At 55.6% G+C, this 22,097-nt stretch carries 24 protein-coding genes; 4 read left to right on the forward strand and 20 right to left on the reverse strand.

The window, feature by feature from the left end:
- The first annotated feature begins 88 nt into the window (after positions 1-88).
- Positions 89-466, forward strand: coding sequence for a helix-turn-helix domain-containing protein (locus ACF8YQ_RS13600; protein WP_396621708.1), 378 nt, complete (start codon positions 89-91; stop codon positions 464-466).
- 111 nt (positions 467-577) lie between these two features.
- Entirely contained in the window at positions 578-1,924 is a 1,347-nt protein-coding gene (locus tag ACF8YQ_RS13605; protein ID WP_396621709.1) for a hypothetical protein, read from the forward strand.
- A gap of 276 nt (positions 1,925-2,200) precedes the next feature.
- On the opposite strand, the gene ACF8YQ_RS13610 is transcribed toward ACF8YQ_RS13605, so the two are convergent.
- The 20 genes from ACF8YQ_RS13610 to urtA form a co-directional block, all read right to left on the reverse strand.
- Complete coding sequence (locus ACF8YQ_RS13610) at positions 2,201-3,067, reverse strand: hypothetical protein (protein ID WP_396621710.1); 867 nt, start codon at positions 3,065-3,067, stop codon at positions 2,201-2,203.
- A gap of 2 nt (positions 3,068-3,069) precedes the next feature.
- On the reverse strand, positions 3,070-3,822 hold the full coding sequence (locus ACF8YQ_RS13615) for a hypothetical protein (RefSeq protein ID WP_396621711.1): 753 nt from the start codon (positions 3,820-3,822) through the stop codon (positions 3,070-3,072).
- Positions 3,823-4,504: 682 nt separating this feature from the next.
- Positions 4,505-4,699, reverse strand: coding sequence for a hypothetical protein (locus tag ACF8YQ_RS13620; RefSeq protein ID WP_396623335.1), 195 nt, complete (start codon positions 4,697-4,699; stop codon positions 4,505-4,507).
- Positions 4,662-4,958, reverse strand: coding sequence for an ATP-binding cassette domain-containing protein (locus ACF8YQ_RS13625; protein ID WP_396621712.1), 297 nt, complete (start codon positions 4,956-4,958; stop codon positions 4,662-4,664). The genes ACF8YQ_RS13620 and ACF8YQ_RS13625 overlap by 38 nt, the downstream gene beginning before the upstream one ends.
- A 557-nt stretch (positions 4,959-5,515) precedes the next feature.
- Positions 5,516-6,355, reverse strand: a complete 840-nt coding sequence (locus ACF8YQ_RS13630; protein ID WP_396621713.1) for an HNH endonuclease — start codon at positions 6,353-6,355, stop codon at positions 5,516-5,518.
- Between the two features lie 13 nt (positions 6,356-6,368).
- Positions 6,369-7,847, reverse strand: coding sequence for an AAA family ATPase (locus tag ACF8YQ_RS13635; protein WP_396621714.1), 1,479 nt, complete (start codon positions 7,845-7,847; stop codon positions 6,369-6,371).
- A 39-nt stretch (positions 7,848-7,886) separates the two neighbouring features.
- Complete coding sequence (locus ACF8YQ_RS13640; RefSeq protein WP_396623307.1) at positions 7,887-8,069, reverse strand: nuclease-related domain-containing protein; 183 nt, start codon at positions 8,067-8,069, stop codon at positions 7,887-7,889.
- 286 nt (positions 8,070-8,355) lie between these two features.
- Positions 8,356-8,931 (reverse strand): HupE/UreJ family protein, encoded by a 576-nt coding sequence (locus tag ACF8YQ_RS13645; RefSeq protein WP_396621715.1) that lies wholly within the window; start codon positions 8,929-8,931, stop codon positions 8,356-8,358.
- Between the two features lie 43 nt (positions 8,932-8,974).
- Entirely contained in the window at positions 8,975-9,613 is a 639-nt protein-coding gene (gene ureG / locus ACF8YQ_RS13650; RefSeq protein ID WP_036219814.1) for an urease accessory protein UreG, read from the reverse strand.
- A 25-nt stretch (positions 9,614-9,638) separates the two neighbouring features.
- Entirely contained in the window at positions 9,639-10,367 is a 729-nt protein-coding gene (locus ACF8YQ_RS13655) for an urease accessory protein UreF (RefSeq protein ID WP_396623308.1), read from the reverse strand.
- Positions 10,339-10,932: an urease accessory protein UreE gene (ureE, locus tag ACF8YQ_RS13660; RefSeq protein WP_396621716.1), complete on the reverse strand. Its 594-nt coding sequence runs from the start codon at positions 10,930-10,932 to the stop codon at positions 10,339-10,341. The genes ACF8YQ_RS13655 and ureE overlap by 29 nt, the downstream gene beginning before the upstream one ends.
- A 62-nt stretch (positions 10,933-10,994) precedes the next feature.
- Positions 10,995-12,698: an urease subunit alpha gene (gene ureC / locus ACF8YQ_RS13665; RefSeq protein ID WP_396621717.1), complete on the reverse strand. Its 1,704-nt coding sequence runs from the start codon at positions 12,696-12,698 to the stop codon at positions 10,995-10,997.
- A gap of 148 nt (positions 12,699-12,846) precedes the next feature.
- Positions 12,847-13,164 carry an urease subunit beta gene (locus ACF8YQ_RS13670; RefSeq protein ID WP_396621718.1) on the reverse strand — a complete coding sequence of 106 codons (318 nt, stop codon included), beginning with the start codon at positions 13,162-13,164 and terminating at the stop codon, positions 12,847-12,849.
- Positions 13,165-13,174: 10 nt separating this feature from the next.
- On the reverse strand, positions 13,175-13,477 hold the full coding sequence (gene ureA, locus ACF8YQ_RS13675; RefSeq protein ID WP_022992779.1) for an urease subunit gamma: 303 nt from the start codon (positions 13,475-13,477) through the stop codon (positions 13,175-13,177).
- A gap of 25 nt (positions 13,478-13,502) precedes the next feature.
- Positions 13,503-14,399 (reverse strand): urease accessory protein UreD, encoded by an 897-nt coding sequence (locus ACF8YQ_RS13680; protein WP_396621719.1) that lies wholly within the window; start codon positions 14,397-14,399, stop codon positions 13,503-13,505.
- On the reverse strand, positions 14,396-15,094 hold the full coding sequence (gene urtE / locus ACF8YQ_RS13685) for an urea ABC transporter ATP-binding subunit UrtE (protein WP_011786439.1): 699 nt from the start codon (positions 15,092-15,094) through the stop codon (positions 14,396-14,398). Before urtE ends, ACF8YQ_RS13680 begins: the two co-directional genes overlap by 4 nt.
- Positions 15,094-15,918: an urea ABC transporter ATP-binding protein UrtD gene (urtD, locus tag ACF8YQ_RS13690; protein ID WP_014422380.1), complete on the reverse strand. Its 825-nt coding sequence runs from the start codon at positions 15,916-15,918 to the stop codon at positions 15,094-15,096. The genes urtE and urtD overlap by 1 nt, the downstream gene beginning before the upstream one ends.
- Positions 15,915-17,048: an urea ABC transporter permease subunit UrtC gene (urtC, locus tag ACF8YQ_RS13695; RefSeq protein ID WP_396621720.1), complete on the reverse strand. Its 1,134-nt coding sequence runs from the start codon at positions 17,046-17,048 to the stop codon at positions 15,915-15,917. The genes urtD and urtC overlap by 4 nt, the downstream gene beginning before the upstream one ends.
- A gap of 3 nt (positions 17,049-17,051) precedes the next feature.
- Positions 17,052-18,656, reverse strand: coding sequence for an urea ABC transporter permease subunit UrtB (gene urtB / locus ACF8YQ_RS13700; protein WP_058341620.1), 1,605 nt, complete (start codon positions 18,654-18,656; stop codon positions 17,052-17,054).
- A gap of 78 nt (positions 18,657-18,734) precedes the next feature.
- Positions 18,735-20,048 (reverse strand): urea ABC transporter substrate-binding protein, encoded by a 1,314-nt coding sequence (gene urtA / locus ACF8YQ_RS13705; RefSeq protein WP_396621721.1) that lies wholly within the window; start codon positions 20,046-20,048, stop codon positions 18,735-18,737.
- 704 nt (positions 20,049-20,752) lie between these two features.
- Between urtA and ACF8YQ_RS13710 the strand changes: the two genes are divergently transcribed.
- On the forward strand, positions 20,753-21,028 hold the full coding sequence (locus tag ACF8YQ_RS13710; protein WP_022992774.1) for a ComEA family DNA-binding protein: 276 nt from the start codon (positions 20,753-20,755) through the stop codon (positions 21,026-21,028).
- A 100-nt stretch (positions 21,029-21,128) separates the two neighbouring features.
- Positions 21,129-22,073 carry a DMT family transporter gene (locus tag ACF8YQ_RS13715; RefSeq protein ID WP_396621722.1) on the forward strand — a complete coding sequence of 315 codons (945 nt, stop codon included), beginning with the start codon at positions 21,129-21,131 and terminating at the stop codon, positions 22,071-22,073.
- Positions 22,074-22,097 lie beyond the last annotated feature (24 nt).

A 22,097-nucleotide genomic window follows, 5' to 3' on the forward strand; every position in this document is an offset into this window, starting at 1 on the left:
AAATCCTGTATGCGTTTAACGTAATTTAATGCAATTTATTACGCTTTATGCGCTAGGTCAAATGATTTTTTTGGGAAGGGATCTTTAAATGCACACTGGCAAGACTTCATTTTCTGCAGTCCTTGGGGTTGTTCTTTCGAACCTAAGAAAGAGCCGAAACATTGAGCAAGGGGAGATGGCAAGTCGTATGGGACTCTCCCAACCTAGCTACAGCCGACTTGAGGGCGGTAAGTCTGCTTTCTCGGTAGACCAGATGTACCAAGCGGCCGGCGCCATAGGTATCGACTTCGAAGAGCTGAATACGCGACTAATTCATAACATTAGGGAACTTCAGGCTAACGGCATACAAGTCGTTCAACCTGTGAGGGGCAATACAATTAAGGCCCAGAATCAAAACAATGACGTTGGCCAGATCGTCGCTGGCGCTGCTCTGGGAGCGTTACTTTTCAGCCTCTTAACAAAATAGTTGGGAAAGCCTTTTCCGTTTTAAAATCTTTTACACATCAAACCGGCACTATCTCGAATCACTGCTACGCTTGAATAGGAACCTAAATCGAATAAAAGCATGGAGCTAGCCGTGACCAACCGTCCTGACTTCCTCTCTGGCGGGGAACCCGCCCGACTCATCCCAATAGCCGCAGACAGTGCACGGGAACAGAAATCCGTTTCGGTACTACTTGCGGGCCTCCGCTCAGTCCTGGAACTGCGCCAGGCACTCCTGAAATCCCTGAATGTCAGGGTAGGCACAAATGCCACGCTGGAAGCCTGGACAGAAGTGGTCTTCCAGAACGAGGACAAGAAAGCCGCCAAACAGAAAGACCGGCCGGATGGACTTCTGATTCTCCGCACAGGACGCCGCGAGTGGCGGGCATTGATTGAAGCCAAGGTAAACAACGACACGATCGGTGAGGAACAGGTTTCGCGCTACCTCCAACAAGCTAAAACCCACGGTTTGGACGCTGTGATCACCATCACCAACCAATTCGCAGCACTGCCAACTCATCACCCTGTGAAGCTTCCGAAAAACGCCACCAAGTCCGTAGCGTTATTCCATTGGTCCTGGGCCTTCATTCGCACCCAGTGTCAGCTTCTACTCAAGAACGACAGCGTTGAGGACGTAGACCAGGTATTCATACTCAGCGAGATACTGCGTTATCTTGAAAGCGACCGTTCCGGCATAAGTCACTTCGACCAGATGAATGCTGAATGGAAAGACGTCGTAAACAAAGTGAAGAGTAACGCTCCGCTGGCCAAAACCAGTGATGAAGTCCAGAACACGATTGCAGCTTGGCACCAAGAGCAACGGGATCTTTGCCTCATAATGTCCCGCTTAACCGGTAGTGAAGTGTCACTGAAACTTAAAAACGAACACCGGCTAGACCCCGCCAAACGCGTAAAAGACGATGCCGAAGCATTCTGTAAAACACCAATCCTTAATTGTGCACTCAGCATTATCAACGCGGCTGCAGACTTGGACGTGACCGCAGACCTGCAACGGCGAATGATCTACTGTTCTATGCGCCTTGCGGCCCCAAAGGACAAACAGAGCACCAAAGCAAGAGTGAACTGGCTCCTGCGCCAGCTGAAGAAAACCGAGCCCGCCGGCTTCTACATTCGAGCTACTCGACCCGGCAAAGCAGAAACCACCTACCAGGCCCTGAAAGATTTGCGAGATTCACCGGAGTTGCTGGAATCGGACACATCGAAAACTGCGGCCACTACACTTGAAGTAGTGTACGAGGTGGATCTCGCTGGCAAGTTCAGCGGCCGGAAAGTGTTTGTTGAAGAACTTGAGAAAGCTGTTCCGCATTTTTATCAGGAGGCTGGACAGTTGTTGAAAGCCTGGACGCCGCCGCCCCCAAAAATTTCGAAACTTGAGAACGAACCGAAATCTCGAGATGAGGAATTTGCTCTAGAAAAATAGATCTGTTGTGGTTTCCCTCAGAATCCGTTCTGTGGGCGGGCAACCGATATTAATCGAAATGTGGAGAGGGTTGATAGTGACTCAGATCAGCTCTGAACCTTCAGAGAAGCCGTGGAAATAAATCTGTCCTGGTCTTCTCCCAGAAAAACGATCCACGTTGCCCAATTAACAGGACACCAGAGCTCGACGAGAAGATGCCGGCTTTCTTGTGAGCCGAAATCAAAGACCTATACCGAATCTGTTTATGAGAAAGGCATTGTTCAATTTTAACGCCACTTAAGCTGCACCTTCCAGACACCACTCTTTAATCGCATCAGTCAACTCATCTGTATCCTTCCCGAGATAGTGATGAACATGCAAACTCTTTAGATAAACAGAAAAATCGTTAACTTGCTCTTCAGCCACCTTCAGATCTTTTTTCTTCATGTTCCCACCGGGACGAAGAATAAATATTGCTCCATTCTGAAAGACTTTCTCAGTGGTAGCCATAGACACATCCCGCTGCCCCAAGTAAAGCTCGCCTTGGATCTTTTCAGGAGTTGTGAAGTCTGCAGATACGATCGTTGCTGCTTCATGTCCATTGCGCTCCCTTCGGAAAGGCAAAAAAAGATCAATACCTAGAGCCGTTTTAACTTTTGGATCTTCGGGAACATGCTGACGGAACTCTTTACCTAACCGGAAGGACAATTGCTCGTTAATCTTCTTATAAGCTCGCTTCTTGGTAATAGGAGAATGCCGAGTTGACCGGTGAAAACGTGAAGCAGCAAGAGGAACAAGATCCACCATCATCCTCTCAACGATTTCCTCCGCACTCTGGCCCTGGGCGAACCCCCCCTCCACAATGCTGAGCTGCGGTGATCGCCAGTTTTCTGGGTTAGGTTCAGTCTCAATCATAATTTCGGCAACTCTACAAGCAAGGCTAGCATGGTATTCAGCCTTCCCGTCATAGAGACAACGGAGACGACCAAAGTCATCAATTGTCTGGATATACGGCTCGCCATATTGAGGGAGAAAGGCAATACCTAGATTCAACCTTTCACCGGCCGAAAGATCTGGTGTCCACTGAACCCGATACCATTTACCTTCAACTCGGCATGCAACATCATCCTGTTTTTCTTGAAAAATGTCGTCAATATTACGCATAGTCACACCGGCATAGTCGAAAGTTTCTGGTTCAGTCGATCAGATCCGTTTTTAGCTCGATCGTGAAAAAACGACTCAATCGCTGCCCTACGAGAAGGATCATTACCGAGAAACGCCTGCCACCAAGCTTTTAATTCCTCCTTTACTGACTGAAACACCTCTGGATGACGTTCTGCAGCCCTCGTCACAAACCCTCCCTCGAAAGGAACCATGCCGCCCAAAGTCATTATATCAATCAATATATTCCTAAAATTTCCTTCCGGGACCAGTGACTCAGAGGTCCAGCAGATATCGACTGGCAGATTACTGTGGTCAATGATAAAGATTTCGTTTTTCTCATCTATTAGAAAATTTCCGAGATTTCGATCTTGATTAGCCGCCCACTCATCGAATGCCATTAACGGCGAAAGCCCCCTCCATCCCTGTAAGATCTCACGTGTAGCAATAGCAGCTATGTTTTCAGACAGTCCTGCATACATAGAATTTGGAGATTGCCCGGGCGCCTCACTTACAGCAAACGCATAACGATAAACACCACCTGAACAGTTTTTGATATCCATTGAATCAACCAGTGATTGGTTCAATTGTACGACCCCAGCACGCTCAGGAACCGGCAAAGCACAGGCTTTTGCAATGAGATACCCAGTCAGTTCATTAACTACTCCTAGACTACGTGACGACGGAAAACACTTGAGAAACGCTCTTGCCTGAGTGCCATCCCCCCACGCGATATCGCATGCATAGGTCTCAGCCATTTTTCCATCTAGGGTTCGGCCACGGAGACTTCTCACACGCTGGGGAGTTAAGATCTCTATAGGTGATTCCTTCATCTTACGAGATACCTATTACGTTCTGTAACCGTTGAATACTGCCGGCAAAGTGATCTTTGAACCGAGGCCCAATCAAGGCCTGTAAAGGATGGGTCAAAGGTATCAGGCAGAGAATTGCTCCGCCAGGCCTCCATTTGCCAAGCACCGGAATGAAAATTTACAACGTTTTCACGGAGGTTTTCTCAAACTGGAACTGGCCAAGTTTCTGAGGCTTTTTTGAGGATGCCCACCAACTCTACTGCTTTCGATCCAAAACCTCCCAGATTTAAATCGGATGCTCAATCTCTACGAGAATTGACCGCCGCTCCTTTTTCCTTGTTAGTGCAGGACTGAAGCTGCCCACCGGACATAAAGGTGTCATGACTATCTGAGGGAAATTCAAAATCGAATCGATAGAGGACGACTTGAATAGCAATAATTGAAACATTCGTTATCGTCCCTAACAATCGTTCTATCCGTTAGCTTTTAACTAGTCACACTAGCTCATTACGGACAAGATTTCCCGCTCGAGATTCCAAAAAACTAAAACTCTGCCTCGAAAATACCTGAACTTGGCGTTGAGGAGAATGAATGAAAAAAACAGCAAAACAAGCTAGTTGGTACGCAATCAGGCCGTCAGATACTTCTTAATCAACCCATTAGTCAACTCTGCGCTACCCCCCACAGCAACTCTCCTCGCCCGATCAAGAATCGCAAACCGATCTGCATATTTCCGGGCAAACGGCAACTTCTGCTCGACCGAAAGAACGGTCAGACCATCCTCTTCAATCAGGCGGTGAACAGCTTCCCCAATCTGCGCCACGATATTCAGCTGACTCCTTCCCCGGCTCGTCCGGGATCAGCAGCCTGGGTTCAATCACTCGAATCCTGCCAATGGCCAACTGTTGTTGCTGACCATTGGGGAGGTCACCGACTCTACGGTCTCGCATTTCCTCCAGCATCCGGAACAGCTCATACACCCGCTTAGATGTTTTGTTGCTGCCACCCTTGCGCGCTGCCAGCCCGGTGCGCGAGTTTTCTTCAATCGGAAGCAGCGGAATAGTCTGTAGGCTCTGGGGCACTTAGCCGTTAGCCAATCGCAAGCACTCTTCCATTTTCTTCGAGGTGGATCTCAAATTACCAGCGAACTCGATGCGGCCGCTCTTGGTGACTTTCCCCGCCCATGATGCATTTCATCTGGATGATTTTACCCCCAACATTCAGGCCCATTACGCGGGCGCACTTGTCCTCGAAAAACCGCGACAGACCTATTTTTTCGGTTCTCAAGGTTCGCCAGGTAGTACTCAAACGGTGGCGCTCGACGAACACCGCTTGGCGCTCAGATCCACGTTGTATAATATCGTGAAGAAACCGGACACAATAATCCTGGCCTGCCTTGGCATCAGCTTCTTCTTGCTTTTGAAAGCACAGAATCTTCCATGCTCTTGCAGGCGAAGTTGACCGAACCAGATAGAGGCTGTAAGTGGTGACTCGAGTGCGCTTCCATGCACTGAAGAAGCTGGGAAAATAAATCTGTTCGTATTTTCCCAGATCCGATTGCCAAGCTGGGCAAATTGGTCAACCTGCGACCAACCATACCCATCACCCAGAATATAGATATGACCTAGCAAAAACTTTTCTAGTTTATTTTAAGAGGCTTATCGAACCCTTTGTCACAAAAATCCTTTGACTTTGACAAGGCCTTATAAAGTGACGTTTTCCAATGATTTTTGGAAAACTCCTCTTCCAGCTTATTAAGCTCATCACTCAGCATTGATGAAACACCTTGCCAATTCTTATCATTATATAATCGCTTAAGCGCACTGCGTTTCCTACTAATTTCCGCTGCTGCCTTTATTTTGTACCTTTTATTAAGTGCAAGTTTCTCAAAATGATTCTTAAATAATTCAGAAAACTCGTACTCATTTGGAACGTCAGTAGTTTGGTAAGCAATCTTTATCCCTCCATCAATATCCAACTCAACCAACAGAAACTCTTCGTCAGGAATGGAATCGAAGTATGGGTTAAAAAATAAGCGCTTACCGTCCTTAATCCAGTATGTCTTTTTATAATTACTATTGCATACAGAGCACACCGGAACCAGATTCTTAGAGAAAACCGCGTATTCAGGAAATTCCTCTTTCGGCAAATAGTGATCAATAGTTTTAGGCTCACCAATATCGCAGTAAGGACAGGCGTCAAAATCGTCCAGATCTGGATATATAATTTTCTCTTTTAATTTATTTAAAACAGAAGTCGGAGACAAGTAACATTTAGTTAAAGCTTCTCCCCTAGCACTTGACATATTCGCTGATGACAGCAATTCCAAATTACTTTTTTTGTCAACATATTCTTTGTATCTTTTGGCCACAAAGTCAGTTATTGGAATCAGCACATCTCGATACTTTCTATTTTTAGAGCGAGAAATCTTCTCAAACTCATCAACATCATCGAAATTAGGCTCTGGGATATTCCTCATACCTAAACCACCATCACAATGTTTCAAAAAAACTTTTCGCAGTAAAACTAAGGCGCCGTTTAAACATTCTTTCTACCTCAGCAAGGGAAAAACCTTTGTTAGAAAGATCATTTAACACCTTATAAAAATTTGACTCTTCAATCGAAACGTGAAAAACATCTTCTGTCAGCGTCGATATTTCTTCTCCAAAACATTCTGACTTTAGCCTCGTCACTTTTGGTCTTTGGGGAGTTCCTTCCAGAACCCTGACAAACATAGAAGGTGTTTCTTGTAGAATTACAGGTGAATGCGTAGCAACAACTGCGTATGAATCAAATCTTTCTAAAATCGAACGGATTGAATGGATAAATGCTGCCATCAAAGACGGGTGCAAATGAGTTTCTGGCTCGTCAATAATAACGATCGAATTATTTTTTATATGCTCAAACACACTCGCAAGAATCGAGAGAATTATTTTCTGCCCCGAACTCAAACTGATGAATGACTTCACCAAGTCATTCTTATTGACCGACCTAAATGAAGAATCGGCCAGCACGTGTTCTATACAAAGATCCCAGTCCGCAACACAATCTGAACCCCGTATATTCTTATACGACTTTTCAAACTCCCTAGTTATTTCTGATATATCTTTTAAACGATACCTACCACTTTCTACACGCTCTCTAAGACCACAATATTTATATCCATGAACATGCCCTTCAGCTTCGAGCTCAGCTCTTTCCTGCTCGTCCTTTCCTGGTATTTCAAAATTATCGAATGCAGAATAGGAAATTACGATAACGTTACCAAAAGATGGCTTCCCCCCTGAAAACTTCGTATCTTTCGATCTTATGAGCTCTTTCTTGCTATTAAAACCGTACCCAGAGATGGTTCTTGCCAGATCACTCAACAATTGGGTCTTACCCGTTCCATTTCGACCGATGATCACATTTATACTAGAAGGTATCTCCTTATCATCTTTGTTGAAAAACGTAAAATCTATAACATGGTCAGAGCCAAACCCCTTCAGGCGGGTCTTAAATTCGAAAGAATGCGAAGGGCTTTCTTTTAAACTTACATCCCTATTAAATATTTCTCGACCAAACTTCAGGGCCTGTTCCGCGGTACTAAACCTAACCGCCGAAGACTTAAATTGGTCAAGGTCTTTAAAAATTTCATAAACGACATTATCGTACGCACAATCGTTCAAAGACTTTAATATCTCTACGCAAACATCATCGCCAAGTTTTTTTAAATTCCTATAGTAACTTTCAGACTGCCCCAAAGAACAAAAGTTTGCCCCAAGACCATCAATACCATTCTCGAAGGTTACCCTCCCAAGTTCCAAGTCACTATTGATTATTTTAACTTCGCCAATCATTAAATCTGTAGACTCAGAACGATACTCCAAAACATAAGTTGACTTGTAATTGTAATCATCCCAATCTGACGATTTCAAAAAAATATAAGGCCTTTTGATATTCAACTCATTCGCACTGCTATATATTTTCATATAAACCTCTCAGACAAAAATAGTCGCCTACAAAACTTTTCACCCAACAACTAAGCGTTGCTTCCCCAAAGATCGCCCCTTCACGTTCTTCGTTTCCACCACAAACACGCCGTACCGGGAGACGGTGATGTACTCGATCAGGGTAGATCTGACTTCGCTGGTTAAGGTAAAGCTCTTGATCAGATGGCAACGGGATTGATCGAGAGCGTTTGTCGAAGAGATTTACAACTCCTTCGCCGGCTTTACCTTTAAACCAGGGGCAATTGATAACCGCGTAGAAGATGATGAGCGATATCAGGAACCAGCGGTAATCGAAGAGGGGCTGTAGTGCCGGGGTGTAGTCCATCTATCATCCTTTACAGCGGCGTTTGTCCGTTTCTTATAACTACACACTAACCTACTCGTCAGTAAACTTCCCAAACCGTCAAGGTCAAATTTTGTAAACCATATACTGAAAAAGCCGCGCGGTTTCCCGGGCGACTTTTTCGTTTCTGGAGGACTTACGGTATCAAGCAGCAGCCAGGTAAGCTCCCGCGACAGCCAACACTCCCCCAATACCACGACTAAACCGACTATCCGCCTTCAGCATCAGACTACCCAGCCCACGGCCAACCAGCGTGATGGCCAGGGTGGCGATGGAGAAGCCTGCCAGGTAGGCCGCCAGCGTGGCGCCTTTCGGCATTTCCGCGCCATGGGCGAAGCCGTGGAACAGCATGAAGGCGCCGACCAGGGTGCCACCCACAGCCGTCGGCAGTTTCGCCAGGGTGGCGATGAGGATACCGGCCACCAGTACCGAGAAAGTGATGCCGGTTTCCACACCAGGCAGGCTCAGGCCGCCCCAGGCCAGGGCGGCGCCGAATACCATGCCGCCGATGACGAAGGCGGGGGTGGCGTTTTTCATGAGTTTGCTCTGGCGCACGCTCCAGAAGCCGATGGCGGCCATGGCCAGCAGGTGGTCCAGGCCCAGCATGGGGTGCAGCAGGCCGGTGGTGAAGCCGCCTTCGGTGTGGCCGGGGTGGGCCATGGCGGTGGCGGAAGCGGTCAGCAGCGCGGCGGTGGCGAGAAGCTTTGAAGTCAGTTTCATGGTGTTGCTCCTGGTGGTTCTGTAATCATTTTGGTTCGTTTGCTCAGGCCATTTCAGCCAGTTTTTCGGGCCTTCTCTCAGGCAACATGCCGCGCTCGAGAATGAAGCTGATGATGGTGTCCAGCCCTACCCCGTCGTACAGGTTGGTGAACACGAAGGGGCGTTCGCCACGCATTTTTTTGCTGTCCCGTTCCATTACCTCCAGGGAGGCGTGTACCTGTTCGGCAATGTCGATCTTGTTGATGATCAGCAGGTCGGATTTGGTGATTCCGGGGCCACCTTTACGGGGGATCTTGTCGCCGGCGGACACGTCGATCACGTACAGGGTGAGGTCGCTCAGCTCCGGACTGAAGGTGGCGGATAGGTTGTCGCCGCCGGATTCCACCAGCACCAACTCCAGATCCGGATGGCGGCGCTGGAGGTCGTCAATGGCCGCCAGGTTCATAGAGGCATCCTCGCGAATGGCCGTGTGCGGGCAGCCGCCGGTTTCCACGCCCAGGATGCGGTCTGCGGCCAGGGCTTCGTGGCGCAGCAGGAAGTCGGCGTCTTCGCGGGTGTAGATGTCGTTGGTGACCACGGCGATGTCGTAGTGGTCCCGCAGGGCGGTGCATAGCTGGCGCAGCAATGCGGTTTTACCAGACCCGACCGGGCCGCCGACGCCTACTCTCAGACAATGTGTCATGGCTGTATCTCCTTGATGTTTTTATTCAGCTTCTGAAAAGCCGTGAATACTGGGTTTCATGCAGGGCACTGCCGAGCGCGAGGCCCGGCAGGATGGGCCCGAGTTCGTGGTCTTGCCGTGCCAGCGCCTGGTCGGTGGCAATCACCAGGGCCGGGCGCAGTTGTTCGATAATCCGTTGGGCGGCGGTGTGGCCCAGGGGCAAGGATTTGCAGGCCACCGCCAGCTGGTTTTCCAGCCAGGCCCAGGCAAAGCCCAGCAGGGTTTGCCGCACCGGCACCCGGCGTACCTGGGCGGCCCAGGCAAACAGGGTGATGTAGCCGGGCTCGGCCGGAATCAGGGTTTGTTCCGGCAACAGGTTGAGGTTGCCCAGCAGGGTTTTCAGGGCACCGCCCAGGCGAGTGTCTTCGTCGCTCAATTCGGCGGTTTCCCGGGTGGCGTGCAGCCACTGGTTCCAGTGCGCGATGATGGCGCCGTCGTCTTTCGCCCAGGCGGTTTGCAGCCGGGCCAGTAGGGGCAGTTCGCACCGGCTGAGGCCGTCGTCCAGCACGCCTTCAATCCACTGGGCCAGTTCCGCTTCGTTGTTCACCCAGCCCAGCTCAAAGGCACTTTCCAGGCCCTGGGACCAGGCAAAGGCACCGATGGGCAACGCCGGGCTGACCAGCTGCATCAACCCCAGCAGGGCCAGGTCGCCGCCGGGTTCACCCTCACCCGCCATGGCAGCCGGCTCAGTGGGTGTGTTTGTGGCCGTGAGCATGGGTATGTCCAGCAGCGTGAGTGTGGTCATGGCTTTTACCGTGCAAGTGCTCATGAGAGTCCGCGTGGGAATGGCCATGGCTATGACCGTGCGAATGGCCCTGGCCGGCCTGGTTGTAGGCTCCGGGTTCCGGGTCGAAGGTGGCGGTGTGGTGCACCACGGTGGCGCCCAGGCGTTCGGCCAGTTCTTCCAGTACGTGGTCGGGCGGAAAGCGCACCCACCCCATGCGCTCGTCTTCACCAATCGCACCGCCGGAGCCAATCTGGAGGGAAACGTGGCGGTTGCCCAGGTGGTAACACAAGCGGGCCAGCGGCAGGCCGGTTTCTACGCGGGCGGTGACCACCGGCTCTTCCGCGGCGCGAATGCGGATGATCTCGCCGGATTTCGCTTCCAGCAGGTCGCCGTCTCTCAGCACCGGGCCCCGGTCCAGAAACAGTCCCACGTCCAGGTTGGTTTCGGTGGTGGCCCGCAGGCGGCCGCGAATGCGCAGTTCGTAGGGCAGCACCAGGTTGTCGTGGATTTCGCTGGCGTCTACGTGGGTGATGCGTTTAGTCAGTTCCAACATCCGTTCGTTCCTCTCAGAACAGCCTTGAGCTGTGTTGATTAAGCAGCCTTGAGCTGTATTGACTAAAAAAGGTGATAACGCTGGGCCAGGGGCAGCTCGGTCGCCGGCTCGCAGGTGAGCAGTTCGCCATCGGCGTGCACTTCGTAGGTTTGTGGGTCTACGGTCAGGTGCGGGCAGGCGTCGTTCAGTTTCATGTGCTGCTTGCGCACGTCCCGCACGCCTTTGCAGGCCGAGAGCGGGCTGTCCAGGCCCAGTTCTTCACCAATATTGGCGTCCAGCGCGGCCTGGCTGACGAAGGTCAGGCGGGTGGCACTGGCCGCCTTGCCGAAGGCGCCGAACATGGGGCGGTAGTGCACCGGCTGCGGCGTGGGGATGGAGGCATTCGGGTCGCCCATGGGGGCAGCGGCAATCATGCCGCCCTTGAGGATGCAGGCGGGCTTCACACCAAAGAACGCGGGGCTCCACAGCACCAGGTCTGCCAGTTTGCCCACTTCCACCGAGCCCACATCATGGGCAATGCCGTGGGTGATGGCGGAATTGATGGTGTACTTGGCGATGTAGCGTTTGGCGCGGAAGTTATCGGCGCCGCGTTCCTGGTCTTCCGGCAACAGGCCGCGCTGCACTTTCATTTTGTGGGCGGTTTGCCAGGTACGGCAGATCACCTCGCCCACCCGGCCCATGGCCTGGGAATCCGAGGAGATCATGGAGATCACGCCCATGTCGTGCAGGATGTCTTCCGCCGCGATGGTTTCCCGGCGGATCCGGGAATCGGCAAAGGCCACGTCTTCCGGGATGTTCGGGTCTAGGTGGTGGCATACCATCAGCATGTCCAGGTGCTCATCCACGGTATTCACCGTGTAGGGCCGCGTGGGGTTAGTGGACGACGGCAGTACATAGTCCTTGGAGCAGGCGGTGATGATGTCCGGAGCGTGGCCACCGCCGGCACCTTCGGTATGAAAGGTGTGAATGCAACGACCCTTGAAGGCGGCCAGGGTGTCTTCCACAAAGCCGGATTCGTTCAGGGTGTCGGTGTGGATGGCCACCTGGATGTCGTACTGGTCGGCCACGGTCAGGCAGTTGTCGATGCTGGCCGGGGTGGTGCCCCAGTCTTCGTGCAGTTTAAGGCCGATCACGCCGGCTTTTACCTGCAGCTCCAGCGCTTCCGGCAGGCTGGCGTTGCCCTTGCCCAGGAAGCCGATGTTCATGGGCAGGGTGTCCACGGCCTGGAGCATTTTGCCAATGTGCCAGGGGCCCGGGGTGCAGGTGGTGGCGTTGGTGCCGGTGGCCGGGCCGGTGCCGCCGCCGAGCATGGTGGTCACGCCGCTCATCAGGGCTTCTTCTACCTGCTGAGGGCAGATGAAGTGGATGTGGGGGTCGATGCCGCCAGCGGTGAGGATTTTGCCTTCGCCGGCGATGATTTCGGTGCCGGGGCCGATGACGATGGTGACGTCTGGCTGGGTGTCCGGGTTGCCGGCTTTGCCGATGGCGGCGATGCGGCCTTTCTGGATGCCTACGTCGGCTTTGACGATGCCCCACCAGTCGAGGATCAGGGCGTTGGTGATGACGGTGTCCATCACTTCGTGGTCGCAGCGCTGGCTTTGGCCCATGCCGTCGCGGATGACTTTGCCGCCGCCGAATTTTACTTCGTCGCCGTAGTGGGTGTGGTCTTCTTCCACTTCTATCCACAGTTCGGTGTCGCCCAGGCGGACGCGATCCCCTACGGTGGGGCCGTACATGTCGGCGTAGGCTTGTCTGCTGATTTTCATGTTTTTTCTCACTTTAATCTTGGTGCCGGGCCCGGCGGGGGTTGCCCTTCCGGGAAACGCTCCTTGCGGCACATCCCTGTGGCGCTTGTTCTCCGGCATCCATGCCTCCGCACATTCCCGGAAGGGCAACCCCCGCCGGACCTCAGACTTAGTTCTTGGAGTCCAAACTCCCCATCACCTCAGCTCTGAAACCGTAAATTTCCCTTTTCCCCGCAAACGGAATCAGCGTCACAGATCGGGTCTGGCCGGGTTCGAACCGAATGGCGGTGCCGGCGGCCACGTCCAGGCGGTAGCCGCGGGCTTTGGCGCGGTCGAAGTCCAGGGCGGGGTTGGCTTCGGCGAAGTGGTAGTGGGAGCCGATCTGCACCGGGCGGTCGCCGGTGTTGCCGACGTCCAGCTGGATGCGTTCGCGGCCGGCGCAGAGTTCGATGTCGCCGTCTTTGAGTTGGTATTCACCGGGGGTCATGGCGCGTTCCTCAAACAATCGGGTTGTGGACGGTGACCAGTTTGGTGCCGTCCGGGAAGGTGGCTTCCACCTGGACTTCGTGCACCATGTCAGCCACGCCGTCCATCACGTCTTCGCGGGTGAGGATTTCGGTGCCGGCGCTCATCAGTTCGGCCACGGTGCGGCCTTCGCGGGCGCCTTCCATGATTTCGGCGCTGATCAGGGCCACCGCTTCGGGGTAGTTCAGTTTCAGGCCTTTGGCTTTGCGGCGTTCGGCCAGCAGGGCGGCGGTGAACAGCAGCAGCTTGTCTTTATCTCTGGGGGTGAGTTCCATGGATGACTCCGTTGTCTCTTATGCGTCAGGTAAGCCAGATTCTGGGTGTGTGGGCCGGTACGCCGGCGAGCATGGGGCGCAGCAGGTGCCAGGCCTGTTCGCACAGGGCCCAGGCTTCGTTGCGTTCGGTGCCCAGGTAGCGCAGGAGCAGTACGCCCCGGCGCCGGGTCACGGCCCAGCGGTTGTGGTCTGGTAACTGTGCTCTCAGCACGTCGATGGCGGCAGCTTCGTCGTCCAGCCCGACCGCCCAGAGGGTGGCCTGCACAGTGGCGCCGCCCTGGCCCCAGGGACCGTTGAACCGGCGGTGTTTCGGGTCCAGCAACTGGCGCTCCAGCCACAGCGGCTGGCCGTCCAGGCTTAAATGGAAACGCTGTTCCAGTTCGCCGGTGGCAAACGGCAGGTCGCTGGCCGGGCGGCCCAGCGCGAGCACTTCCCAGCCCAGGGTTCGGGCGCCGGCTGCCAGTTCAATGGTGGTGGTTTGCAAACCCCGGGAGCCGTCGAAGGCGATGGTTTCCTGGGGCAGATATTCCAGAATCGCGTCTTTGGCTACCAGCAACCGGGTGTGCTGGCCCCAGGCCACGCCATGGCTGTCGGCCTTGTACAGTTTCGCCGCGGCCGGGGTGGTCAGAAGCGCGTGACCACCTTCGGCCACGGTGGCTTCGATGCGCAGTTCGTCGCCGCTCACCAGGCCACCCGGGGGGTGCAGCAGGTACACGTGGCAGCAGCCGGTTTTGCCCTCCGGGTAGAAGGGGCGCTGTACCCGCAACGGGCCATGGTGGCGCCGGCGTACCAACCGGGTTACCAGCGCCGGTTCGCTCTCGGCGCGGGCTTCAAACCCCAGTTCCAGGGCCGCCGCCCAGCGCCGTTCGGTGTCGAAGCGGTGGCCGGAGGCGTGGCGGTCGATGGCTTGATAGGCGGTCATACGGTCAGGTGCTGTTTGATGAGTTCATCGGTCAGCCCGGCAATGTCGCCTTCGGCCACGCGCCGGCCCCGGTCGAGGATGGCGAAGCGGTCGGCGTATTTGCGGGCGAACGGCAGTTTCTGCTCCACCAGCAGCACGGTCAGGCCGTCTTCTTCAATCAACCGTCGAATCACCTCGCCAATCTGGGCCACGATGTTGGGCTGGATGCCCTCCCCCGGCTCGTCGAGGATCAGCAGTCTCGGCTCAATCACCAGCGCCCGGCCAATGGCCAGCTGTTGCTGCTGACCGCCGGAGAGGTCGCCGCCCCGGCGGTGTTTCATTTCTTTCAGCACCGGGAACAGCTCGTAAATGCGCTCGGGGATTTGCTTGCTGCCATCGGCCCGCACCGCCAGGCCAGTGCGCAGATTTTCCTCCACGGTCAGCAGCGGGAAGATCTGTCGGCCCTGGGGCACGTAACCGATGCCCAGGCGGGAGCGGTCTTCGATTTTCTTTTTGGTGAGTTCCACATCCCGGGCAAACTCGATGGAGCCGCTTTTCACGGTTTCCTCGCCCATGATGCATTTCATCAGCGTGGTCTTGCCCACGCCGTTGCGGCCCATCACGCAGGTACACTGGCCCTGGGGCACGTCCAGCTCCAGGTCCCAGAGGGTGTGGCTTTCGCCGTAGAACTGGTTGAGCTTTTCAATCTTGAGCATCAGGCCTCCTCCCCCAGATACACCTTGATCACATCCGGGTCGTTGGAGACCTGGTCCATGGTGCCTTCGGCCAGCACGCTGCCCTGGTGCAGTACGGTGACTTTGCGGGCGATGGAGCGCACAAAGCCCATGTCGTGTTCCACCACCACCACGGACTGTTTGCCCGCAAGACTGGTGAGCAACTCGGCGGTGCGTTCCATTTCCTGTTCGGTCATACCGGCCACGGGCTCGTCCACCAGCAGCAGCCGGGGTTTCTGCATCAACAGCATGCCGATCTCCAGCCACTGTTTCTGGCCGTGGGAGAGGATGCCGGCGGGCTTGTCGCGCAGCGCCTGCAAACCGATCATTTCCAGGATTTCGTCAATCCGGTCCCGGTATTCCGCGGTCATGATGGCAGTCAGGGTGGGCAGGATGCGTTTGTCGGCGGCCATGGCCAGTTCGAGGTTTTCGAACACAGTCAAAGCCTCGAACACGGTGGGCTTCTGGAACTTGCGGCCAATGCCCAGGGTGGCAATATCCGGCTCGTTCATGCGCAGCAGGTTGTGGCGGCTGCCGAACCACACCGAGCCGGTGTCGGGCCGGGTTTTACCAGTGATGATGTCCATCATGGTGGTTTTACCCGCCCCGTTAGGACCGATGATGCAGCGCAGTTCGCCGTCGTCGATGGTGAGGTTGAGGTTGTTGATGGCCTTGAAGCCATCGAAGCTCACGCTCACGTCTTCCATGTACAGGATCGGGCCGTGGCGCACGTCAACCGGCGAGGCCACGGGGGTGAGAAACTCAAATACCTGATCCCGGTTGGCAAGTTGTTCAAAGATGCTCATGCGGTGGCCTCCTGAGCGCCGGGTTGGTCATCGTCCGTCTGGCGGCGTTTCTGCAACAGCCCGGCGATGCCCTTGGGCAGGAACACCGTCACCAGCACGAACAGCGCGCCCAGGGCGAACAGCCAGGCGTCCGGCATGATGCCGGTGAACACGGTCTTGGCGTAGTTCACCAGCAAGGCGCCGATGACCGCGCCATACAGGGTGGCACGGCCACCGAGGGCGACCCACACCACGATTTCGATGGAGAACAGCGGCGAGAATTCGCTGGGGTTGATGATGCCCACCTGTGGCACATACAACGCGCCGGCCACACCCGCCAGCATGGCGGAGACCACGAACACAAACAGCTGCACCCGCTCCACCCGGTAACCCAGGAACCGGGTACGGGCTTCGGCATCGCGGCAGGCCACGCTGACCCGGCCCAGCTTGCTGGTCACAATGGCACGGCACACGACATAGCCCACCGCCAGCGCGATGCCGGTCGCCAGGAAAAGGCCAAGCCGGGTGGCGTCGCTGCGCAGGTTGAAGCCGAGGATGTCTTTGAAATCGGTCAGGCCGTTGTTGCCACCGAAGCCCATCTCGTTGCGGAAGAACGCCAGCATCAACGCAAAGGTGAGTGCCTGGGTGATGATGGAGAGGTACACGCCGGTTACCCGGGAGCGGAAGGCCAGGAAGCCGAACACCAGCGCCAGCAGGCCCGGGGCCAGCAGCACCATGATGAAGGCGAACCAGGCCATGTCGAAGCCCTGCCAGTACCAGGGCAGCTCCTGCCAGTTCAGGAACACCATGAAGTCTGGCAATACAGGATCGCCATACACGCCGCGATCCCCAATCTGGCGCATCAGGTACATGCCCATGGCGTAGCCGCCGAGGGCAAAGAAAGCGCCGTGGCCCAGGCTGAGAATGCCCAGGTAACCCCACACCAGGTCCACCGCCACCGCCAGCAGGGCGTAGCACAGGTACTTACCCAAAAGGGTAACGGTGTAAGCACTTACGTGCAGGGCACTGTCTTCCGGCATAAACAGATGCAGGAAGGTAACCACCACCAGGGCGGCGAACAGGACTCCGAGGAAAACTTGGGTGGAACGCTCCTGGAACGGCCGGAGCAGCCAGGTTTGTGATGTTGCCATAACTCAGCCCTCCGCCGCCCGGCCTTTCTGCGGGAATAGCCCGCGTGGCCGCTTTTGAATGAACAGAATGATCAGCACCAGCACCATGATTTTGGCGAGGACCGCACCAGCCCAGGGTTCCAGCAGTTGGTTGATGGTGCCCAGGGAAAGCCCGGCAATCAGGGTGCCCCAGAGATTGCCCACACCACCGAACACCACCACCATGAACGAGTCGATGATGTAGTTCTGGCCCAGGTTGGGGCCAACGTTGGTGATCTGCGACAGGGCCACGCCCGCCAGCCCGGCCACACCGGAGCCCAGGGCGAAGGTCATAATGTCCACTTTGGTGGCTTTAATGCCCATGGAGCGGGCCATGGCCCGGTTCTGGGTAACTGCACGGACTTCCAGACCCAGGCGAGTCTTGCGCATGATCAGCATCAGCCCGGCGAATACAACCAGGGCAAAGCCAATCACGTACAGGCGGTTCAGGGTGAGGGATAAGGCTTCGTTGATCATGATCGAACCGCTCATCCACTCCGGGGTCACCACGGTGCGGTTGAGGGGGGAAATCACGGTACGCACCAGTTGCTGAAGAATCAGGCTGATGCCGAAGGTGGCCAGCAGGGTTTCCAGCGGGCGGCCCTTCAGGTACTGGATCACGCTGCGCTCAATGGCGATGCCCGCCAGCGCCGCCACCAGGAATCCGGCCGGGATGGACAGGATCAGGGCCAGGCCAGGCTGGCCCGGGAACAGTTGCTGCATGCCCCAGGTGGTGTAGGCCCCGAGCATGATCAGCTCGCCATGGGCCATGTTGATCACACCCATCACACCAAACGTGATGGCCAGGCCAATGGCGGCCAGCACCAGTACCGAGCCGAGGGACAGACCAAAATACAGGGTTTCGGCAGCGCGGTTGAGTTTCAGTTTCTGCTCAATGCTGGCCAGGGCTTTCTCGGCCGCAGCCGCCAGCGCAGGGTCATCGCTGTTAACGGCATTATTCAGGGCGGCACGCACAGTCGGGTTCAGGCTGCCAGACAAAGTGGCTACCGCCTCAACATCGCCCTGCTCCACCTGGTAAATGGCCAGGGCATTGGTGAGCATGTCACGCACCTGGCCGTTGTCTTCCACCTGCAAACGGGCCTGCAGCTGGGTGGCCAGCGCTTCATTCACTTCGCCCAGCAGATTGCGCGCGGCATCGAGGCGTTGGCCTGGGTCGGCCACGGTCAGGTCGATCACCGAGAGGATGCCCTCGATGTCGGCCCGCAGGGCGTTGTTCACCCGCAGGCTTTGCAGATCCCGGCGCGACATTTCACCCAGGTCTTCGCCGGTCAGGGCGTCGGCGATCTGCCAGTTACGGCCCCGGTTGTTAACCACAATCACCAGGGCACCGGTGTCTTCAATCATCGCGAGTTTGCCGTCGCGAACGGCTTCCAGCCAGCCCCGGGCGCGTTCGTCGCCGGTTTCGGAGAGGGCTTTGAGTAAGTCGGTTTTTTCAGCTTGCCCGGCTTCTACGAGCCGTTTCAGCAGCGCTTCGGGCGCATCGGTCTGCGCCTGGGCATTCGCCAGTGTGGCCCCTAGGGCCAGACAGACAGCCAATACCATCCTGGCGAGCAATCGGTGAATGCTCATGATTCATTCCTGTTGGCTTGGGAATTCGGGAGCGGTGCCGGGCAGGCTCAGGCCTGCCCGGCTGTGCCCGGTTGGAGCTTAGTTGGAGGCCACGTCAGCCGAGCCACCACCGCACTTGCCGGTGACCACGTTGAAGTTGCCGCAGCGCAGGGGCGCGCGCCAGTCGCTGATCAGATCCTTGGAGCCCGGCAGGAAGTCAGACCAGGCATCGCCCGCCACGGTAGACGGGGTTTCCCAGACTACGGAGAACTGGCCGTTGTCCTGGATCTCGCCAATCAGCACCGGCTTGGTGATGTGATGGTTCGGCATCATGGTGGCGTAGCCGCCGGTGAGGTTGGGCACGCTCACCCCGATGATGGCGTCTTTCACTTCATCCACGTCGGCGGTGCCGGCTTTCTTCACCGCTTCAACGTACATGTTGAAACCGATGTAGTGGGCTTCCATCGGGTCGTTGGTGACGGCGGCATCGTCGCCCTTGTAGGCAACCCAGGCGTCGATGAAGTCGTAGTTGGCGTCGTTATCCACGCTCATGAAGTAGTTCCAGGCAGCCAGGTGGCCAACCAGCGGAGCGGTGTCGATGCCGGAGAGTTCCTGTTCACCCACGGAGAACGCAACCACGGGAATGTCGGTGGCGGAAATGCCCTGGTTGCCCAGTTCACGGTAGAAGGGCACGTTGGCGTCGCCATTGATGGTGGAAACCACGGCGGTCTTCTTGCCGGCGCTGCCGAACTTCTTGATGTCAGACACGATGGTTTGCCAGTCAGAGTGGCCGAAAGGCGTGTAGTTGATCATGATGTCGCCGGCGGCCACGCCTTTGTCTTTCAGATAGGTTTCCAGAATCTTGTTGGTGGTGCGCGGATAAACGTAATCCGTGCCCGCCAGAACCCAGCGCTCAACACCCAGGTCGTTCATCAGGTAATCCACCGCAGGAATCGCCTGCTGGTTGGGGGCCGCACCGGTGTAGAACACGTTTTCAGACGATTCCTCGCCTTCGTACTGAACCGGGTAGAACAGCAGGCCGTTCAGTTCTTCTACCACCGGCAGAACGGATTTACGGGACACCGAGGTCCAGTTACCGAAGATAACGTCGACCTTTTCTTTCTCCAGCAGCTCACGGGCTTTCTCCGCGAACAGCGGCCAGTTGGAAGCCGGATCAACCACCACCGGCTCCAGCTGGCGGCCAAGTACGCCACCGGCGGCGTTCTGCTTTTCAATCAGCATCAGCATGGTGTCTTTCAGCGCGGTTTCACTGATGGCCATGGTGCCGGACAGGGAATGGAGAATACCCACCTTGATGGGGTCTTCGGCGGCAAACGCTGCATTGATAGAACCGAGGGAGACAGACAGCGCCAATGCAGAGAGGCCCAGTTTCACGTGTTTTTTGATGCTCATGTTGTGCGTCCTTTTCGTTGGTTTTGGGTCGTCAAACGCAAACAGCCAATTGCATTCGCCGTTCCAACAACCAAAAAAGCATTTAGAAAACATAATGTTAAACAACAAAAAACATACCCGAACCGGCTCTGCAATGAATTGGTGCGCCGTTTCAGGCCTCAATCCGGTGCCTCGGCCAACCCGCCGCCCTCAATTGGTGCAGAGTAGGCAAACCCCACTGCACCATCTGGTAGCGCGCTGATTTTCGGGCAATAAATTGCCCGAAAAAATACCCTGAAAACAATGAATTCAGGTTCACCGTAAAGCTCACAGCTCTGTGGGATATCTCGCACAAACCGTCTGGCGGATGTCCGATTTTCCGAAATTTCATCTTCCGTAGAATGAGCATTGTCAGGGATGACAAGCCAGCACGGACGTTGGCTCACGGATGAGAACTCCACGGATTCGGAGTTGCCCGATGGATCAGGGCTACAGGGATGACTGCAAGGATGAAGTGCTCAGGATGATGCGCAGCCTGATGGATCAGGCAGGGGTCAGCCACGGAATTTGGGGACTACACGGACAGTAGTCCCTTTCCGTGCACTAAACCGCCCTCGCACCCACCTCCCCCTTTTTGTTCTGCACCGTTTCGAATCACCAATACTCTCAATGGGTTGTCGTGCCTGACTGTTCATAACAACGTTATTACAATCAGGAGATCACCGATGAAACCAACCTCATTTCTGGCCACCCTTGTTCTGTTTTTCAGCCTGATCACTGGCTCTGCAGCCTTCGCCAGCGAGCAGCCCGCCGTGAACATCAACACCGCAGATGTAGCCACTCTGGCGTCTCTGAGCGGTGTCGGTGAGAGCAAAGCCCAGGCCATTGTCGACTACCGCGAAGCTAACGGCCCCTTTGCCAGCATTGAAGCACTGGCCGATGTGAAGGGTATTGGTGCGCGTACGGTTGAAAAGAACGCCGACCGCCTCGCCGTGAAATAACCCCCCGGGGCAGCCTCGCTGCCCCTCTCCTTTCCCTTATAGCGCCACGCACTTACCGCTGATACCCTTGCCTGTTTGTTTCTCCAACCGGCAGTTTGTCATGATCCACGGAGCACTTCTTATTGCCCTGGCCTCTTTGCTCTGGGCCACTACGGGGATTGTCGCCAAGTTTCTGTTCAACGGTACGGAACTGGAGGCCATCACCCTCGGTTTTTTACGCCTGGTGGTTGCGCTGCCATTCTTCTGGCTACTGATGCGGCGCGAGCAACGGCAGCTGGTGGCCCGCAACCCCGGCCAGACGGTGCCCGGCAGCTCTTTGCGTTCTCTCAGCGGCAAGGCCATGCTCACCCTCACCGCCCTGGGGCTGTTCCAGGCGTTCTATCAGGGCAGCTATCTGCTGGCGGTGGATCTGACCGGGGCAGGCATTGCCACCCTGATATCCCTGTGTCTGCCACCCGTTCTGGTGGCCATTCTGGCTGCCCCATTGCTGGGCGAGAAACCAGGACTGCTCACTATCCTGGCCGCGATTGCCGCGATTCTGGGCACGGGCATGCTGGTAGTCAGTGACATGGACACAGCCGGCACCCTGCGACTGGCAGGCATTCTGATGGCGCTGCTGGCGGCGGCGGTATACACCGGCTTCACCCTGACCAGCCGCTACAACTCAACGGGCACACCGGTGTTTACCACCGCCTTTATCTGCTTTGGTACCTCCGCACTGCTGCTGTTGCCCGTGGTGGCCCTGAGTGGCGGCTTTGCGGGGCTGGAGACGATGGGGCTAAAGCACTGGCTGATGGTGCTGTACATTGGCGTGGTGCCCACCTGCATTGGCTATCTGCTGTTTTTTACCGGGATGAAAACCACGCCGGCGACGGTATCCAGCATTGTCGTCGTGCTCGAACCTTTGTTTATTGCCTTGCTGGCCTGGCTGATTCTGGGAGAGGAACTGGGGCAGATTGGCGTTGCGGGCGCGTTCATTCTGACAGTGGCGGTAATTGTCGCCTCGCGCTATGGCAAGGCGCCCGGCGCCAGCCAGGAAAGCTGAACGCCGGGGTCAGGAACAGCGTAG

The sequence above is a fragment of the Marinobacter sp. W-8 genome (genome assembly GCF_044342215.1).
GTDB classification, from domain to species: domain Bacteria; phylum Pseudomonadota; class Gammaproteobacteria; order Pseudomonadales; family Oleiphilaceae; genus Marinobacter; species Marinobacter nauticus.